This is a genomic window from Terriglobus sp. YAF25, from assembly GCF_052113305.1.
Classification (GTDB): Bacteria; Acidobacteriota; Terriglobia; order Terriglobales; family Acidobacteriaceae; genus Terriglobus.
The window spans coordinates 1-5,396 of the sequence record NZ_JBFRCY010000549.1 but is presented as its reverse complement, the minus strand read 5'-3'; the positions used below and the strand labels follow the sequence as shown (position 1 = coordinate 5,396).

Here is a 5,396-nt window from a genome sequence, read left to right as displayed (position 1 = left end):
GCACCATCGGACCAACCGCGATCGGTGGAACATGCGCGATATGGATCAACCAGTGATCGGCGGCCACCGATGGGAAGAAGACCCCGAGAAACTTGCCAAAGGCAACACCCACTGCGGCGATGGTGCCTGTCTGAATCACCAGGAACAGCGTCCATCCATACAGAAAGCCCCAGAGCGGGCCGATCGCTTCGCGGAGATAGACATACTGCCCGCCGGCCTTCGGCATCATGGCAGCAAGCTCTCCATAGCTGAGCGCGCCGATGATGGTCATTAGCGCGGTTACCAGCCATGCTCCGATCAAAAGCGCGGGTGAACTGGTACCGCGAGCGATATCCGCTGCAACGATGAAGATGCCGGATCCAATCATGGATCCCATGACGATGGCAGTGGCAGAGAAAAGGCCGAGGCCCTGAACAAATTTAGGCTGCGAGGTTTCTGGCGTGGACACGTTGGCACTGTTTTACCAGTTGACGTGGAAGGTTGCCAGTTCGGAATCTTGCAAAGAGCTCCCGCCGAAATACGAAAAGATTCGTCGTTATCGGAACTTCCCTAACCAGAGCAACGTAGCCATGTCTAAGAGCTTTGTCCCTGTTGCTGGGTACTCCGAAAGTAGCGTGCAGTGGCGTTTTCATCGCGGAAAACGCCCGTAGGATGCTGAAGCCCTGGGATATACCGACAGGGAAAACGCTCTAATCGAAACCGGTTTTCAGTCTTCACAAGGAGAGCAGTCATATGAAGGGTCTGGCAGTGACGGTGTGCTGGTTAGCGTGCGCGGCGTTTGGAATGGCGCAGGAGCAGAGTCTAACGGGCAAATGGATGGCGACGGTAGATTTTTATGGCTCACCTCTTTACTGGAAGATGGAGCTCAAACAGGACGGGGAGAAGATCGCCGGGGATTTTTCTGGCGATAAAGTCGAGGGAACCTATGCCGGCGGTAAACTCCACTTTCTGGCGAAGGACACGCAGGGCGGCTCAGAAGAGCTGACAGCGACCGTAGTGAATGGCCAGATCACCGGCACCGTGATCTGGATCGACCGCTCCGACAAGGAGCATCCAGAGACGCGCACCTTTCTGGCGGACCGGATGCCGGAGCGTCCCCAGGGTCCGGCAAAGACACATGAGTTTATCCCCACCGTCTTCCATCGTCAGTTCTCTGCCCTGAACAAGCCTGTGCTGACGATCAACCCAGGCGACACCATCCATACGACCACGGTCGATGCCGGAGGTGCGGATGCGACCGGCGTAAGGCGCTCGCTTGGAGGCAATCCCGAGACCGGTCCGTTCTATGTAAGCAGCGCTATGCCGGGTGACACGCTGGTTGTCCATATCAAGTCACTCCAGCTCAATCGTGACTACGCCATCAGCACCGACGGCATCGTGCCCCGAGCACAAAGCCAGGGCATGGCTGTAACGATGAAGGACACGGGCAAAGGGGCGAAGTGGAAGCTCGATCTGGCCAAAGGCATTGCGACCCCGGAAAGCCCCGGCGAGCACATGAAGAACTATAGCGTTCCGGTTCGACCCATGCTTGGGTGCATCGCCGTAGCAGTACGGCCATCCAATGCCGCCCCGGGGACAGGAGACGACGGGAGCTATGGCGGCAATATGGATTTCAATGAGATCACCGAAGGCGCCACTGTTTATTTGCCAGTCATGGTTCCAGGAGCACTGCTGTACTTCGGCGACGGCCACGCCGTGCAGGGTGACGGAGAGACCACGGGCGATGCACTGGAGACCTCCATGGATGTGACCGTGACCGTCGATGTCATTCCCGGCAAGCGTCCGATGGAGCCTCGGATCGAGAATGCGACCCACATCATGGCGATGGGAGAAAACGGATCGATCGACGATGCTCTCAAGGAAGCCACGGAGAACATGGCGACCTGGCTCAAGGATGAGTACCACCTCACCCCAAGCGAGATCGGCATGGTCATCGGCACGGCGGCCGAATATCGCATCAGTGAAGTGGCAGACCGGAATGCAGGCGTTGTGCTCAAGATCAACAAAGAAAGGCTGAAAGGCCTGTCGAAATAAGCCTGTTCGAGCGTTGCCGCCGGTGGCGGGGTGCAGGGGGAGTTTCCCTCAAGGGCCCGCTCCGGCGACAATAGAAGACTGGCCATGAACGAGCAGATCGTCATTCGCGGAGCGCGCACCCACAATCTGAAAAACATTGACGTCGACATCCCCCATAACGCCCTGACGGTAGTCTCCGGCGTTTCTGGCTCGGGAAAGTCGTCGCTTGCCTTCGATACGGTCTACGCCGAAGGCCAGCGTCGCTATGTCGAATCGCTTTCGGCGTACGCCCGTCAGTTTCTGGAGCGGATTGAGAAGCCTGATGTCGACCACATGGAGGGACTTGCTCCAGCCATCGCCATCAAGCAGAAGAACACCACCCGGAATCCGCGTTCTACAGTTGCGACCGCGACGGAAATCTATGACTACATGCGGCTTCTGTATGCCCGTTGCGGCACGGTAACCTGCCTGCATTGCGGAGGCATCGTCCGCCGCGACACGGTCGACGAGATCGCTGCCGCCGTCCTCGGCCTGGGCGAAGGCACCCGGCTGCACGCGCTGTTCCCGATCCAGCGCCGCGACGTCCTGCTGGAACCGATGCAGGAGTTTGCCCCGGCTGCGGAAGAAGAGGCGACGGCCGCCCCAAAGCCCGTGAAAAAGGCAGCGAAGAAAAGCGCGAAGTCGAAGCCCGTCGAGGCGCCAGTCCTGGTGGATCCTACCGATGCCCAGAAGGAGCGCCTCTTCGAGCTCCGCAAGCGGGGCTACAACCGGCTCTTCCAGAACGGCAATATTGTTGAATTCTCTACCCCTGAGTCGTTGCTGGAGCTCGACTTCACCAAACCGATCTATGTGCTTGTCGACAGGCTCTCCGCCGTGGGAGCGTCCCAAGTACCGCGCCTTCCACGGTGAGCTGAAGCGCTTTGCCAAGGCCAATGACATTCCCGTCGACGTTCCCTGGTACGACTTGACTCCGGCGCAGCAGGAGATGGTGCGGCAGGGTGGAAGCGGTTTCCCGGGCATCCGGGGTTTCTTCGACCAGCTTGAGAAGAAGAAGTACAAGCTCCACGTCCGTGTCTTCCTCGCAAAGTACCGGGGTTACGCTCCCTGCCCGGTGTGCCATGGACAACGGCTCCGCGCCGAAGCACGCGCTGTTCTGTTGAACGAAAAGAACATCTGCGAGGCATCGTCGCTCACTATCACCGCAGCCCGCGAGTTCTTTGACAGCCTGAGTCTCACGCCGGCGCAGGCAGAGATCGCCGGGAAGATCCTGGAAGAGGTTCGCCAGCGTATCGGCTTCCTGGAGCAGGTTGGCCTCGATTACCTTACCCTCGACCCTCAAACCGCCGTGAACCCGGCCGCACCAAGTTGAAGCTCACAGGCGCCCGCATCCACAACCTTCGCGGCGTGGATGTCGAGATCCCGCTTAACCTTCTCTGCGTTGTCACGGGTGTCAGCGGATCGGGTAAGTCAACCCTGATCCACCAGGTCCTGTACCGCGCCCTCATGCAGCAGATGGGGCAGACCGAAGGCGGCGATCCTACGGGACTTTACCGTGAACTCACCGGCGCCCAGAACCTGAGCGAAGTGGTACTCGTCGACCAGTCGCCCATTGGCCGTACACCGCGCTCCAACCCTGTTACCTACATCAAGGCCWTCGACGCCATCCGCGATCTCTTCGCCGCGCAGCCCGACTCCAAGCGCAAGGGCTACACTGCCGGAAGCTTCAGCTTCAACGTCCCAGGCGGACGATGCGACGTCTGCGAAGGAGATGGCACAGTCACGGTCGAGATGCAGTTCCTCGCCGATGTCGAACTCCCTTGCGATGAGTGCCACGCAACCCGCTATAAAGCCGGCATCCTCGAGATCAAGTACAAGGGCAAGARCATCCATGACGTGCTGAATATGACCGTCCGCGATGCCCTGAGCTACTTCGCCGGACATCCAAAGATCGTCGACCGGCTCGCTGTCCTGGATGAGGTCGGCCTCGGCTACGTGCGTCTCGGCCAGTCGGCCACAACTCTCAGCGGCGGCGAGGCGCAACGGGTCAAGCTGGCCGCTCACCTGGCAACGGCGCGCGCCGCCATTGCGGCGCAACGCGGTGAGAGTGCGGCGAATAAGAAGGCCTCGTCCCGTACCCTTTACATTCTCGACGAGCCTACGACGGGCCTGCACTTTGACGATGTCGCGAAGCTGCTTGCAGCCTTCCGTAAGCTGATCGAAGGTGGCGGTTCCCTGCTGGTGATCGAGCACAATCTTGACGTGATCAAGAGCGCCGATTGGGTCATCGATCTCGGCCCCGAAGGTGGCTCCCGCGGCGGGCAAATTGTCGCCATCGGAACTCCCGAAGAGATTGCTGCCAACCCAGACAGCATTACCGGGAAGTGGCTTGCGCCGGTGCTCGACGTCAAACATTAAGAGGAACATCCATGGCATCGAAGACTTTTCCGGCGTCTCTGCGCCTTTTCACCTTCGGCGGAGCCCTTCTGGCCGCCACCTCCGGCCCATGGGCGCTCCCAGCTGCAGGTCAGCAACTGCCGGCCGGAACACGCTCCGTCGCCGACGAAGACCAGGACCGGGCCGAACAGTACAAGAAGGCCCAGGCTGCGCTTGACCAGCAAAACTATGCCGAAGCTGAACGGCTGCTGATCGGGCTCGTCAAGGCAGATCCGAAGAATGCCGGAATGCTTTACCAACTCGCCTTCGCACAGGAGGCACAGGAGAAGGACGATGCAGCGGAAGCCAGCTATAAAGCCGCGATCGCTGTCGATCCAAAGCAGTTCGAGTCCACCCTGGCGCTTGGTCTTATACAGGCCCGGAAGGGGCATTTGGATAGCGCGAGAGAGACGCTGCAGAAGGCAGTCGCCTTACAGCCGGGGGACGCTGCCCAGGCAAGGGTATTGAAAGCGCGGGCTTACCGGGCGCTCGCTCAGATCGACCAGGCCAAAGATCCTGCCGCGGCGCGCGACTGGCTGGTAGCAGCGCTCAAGCTTACGCCGGAAACACCCGAAGATACCCTTATGGTTGCCGAGCTTGCCGATGCTGCCGGAGATACCGTTGACGCCGAAGCCCAGTACAAAAAGCTGATGGCGAAAGGCCCCATTAGCCCCGAAATTGCTGTAAGTTACGCCCGTTACCTGCTGCGCCATGGCCAGGCCGCCGCGGCGACTCCACTGTTGGAGCAGTTGCTGGCGGCGAATCCCGATGATGCCAATCTGAAGCGTCTGCTCGCGCACCTTTATACCCAGGCAAACGATCCGGCGAAGGCCGAACCGATGTTGCGTGCTGCGCTTGCCGCGACCCCCGATGATCCATCGTTGCTGGACGATCTTGGTTCTGCACTGGTTCTGGAGAAGAAGTTCGACGAAGCGCAGCAGGTGTTCACC

The 5,396-nt window shown here is 59.8% G+C and carries 3 protein-coding genes and 1 pseudogene; 3 read left to right on the top strand and 1 reads right to left on the bottom strand.

Translation table 11 applies throughout. The features are described 5' to 3' along the window. The coding region (locus tag AB4043_RS19850; RefSeq protein WP_442307868.1) for an amino acid permease at positions 1 to 448 on the bottom strand (448 nt) is incomplete at its 3' end. A gap of 284 nt (positions 449 to 732) precedes the next feature. On the opposite strand from AB4043_RS19850, the gene AB4043_RS19845 reads away from it, so the two are divergent. From AB4043_RS19845 to AB4043_RS19835, 3 genes and pseudogenes are all read left to right on the top strand, one after another. Next, entirely contained in the window at positions 733 to 2,034 is a 1,302-nt protein-coding gene (locus tag AB4043_RS19845) for an acetamidase/formamidase family protein (protein WP_442299739.1), read from the top strand. Between the two features lie 22 nt (positions 2,035 to 2,056). Continuing rightward, a pseudogene (locus AB4043_RS19840) lies at positions 2,057 to 4,428 on the top strand (hypothetical protein). 11 nt (positions 4,429 to 4,439) lie between these two features. Next, positions 4,440 to 5,396: tetratricopeptide repeat protein (locus AB4043_RS19835; RefSeq protein ID WP_442307867.1), on the top strand; the 957-nt coding region annotated here is incomplete at its 3' end.

What these genes read in the sequence shown, in the direction of transcription:
- AB4043_RS19845 (WP_442299739.1), top strand. Translation starts at nt 733, where the DNA reads ATGAAGGGTCTGGCAGTGACGGTGTGCTGGTTAGCGTGCGCGGCGTTT.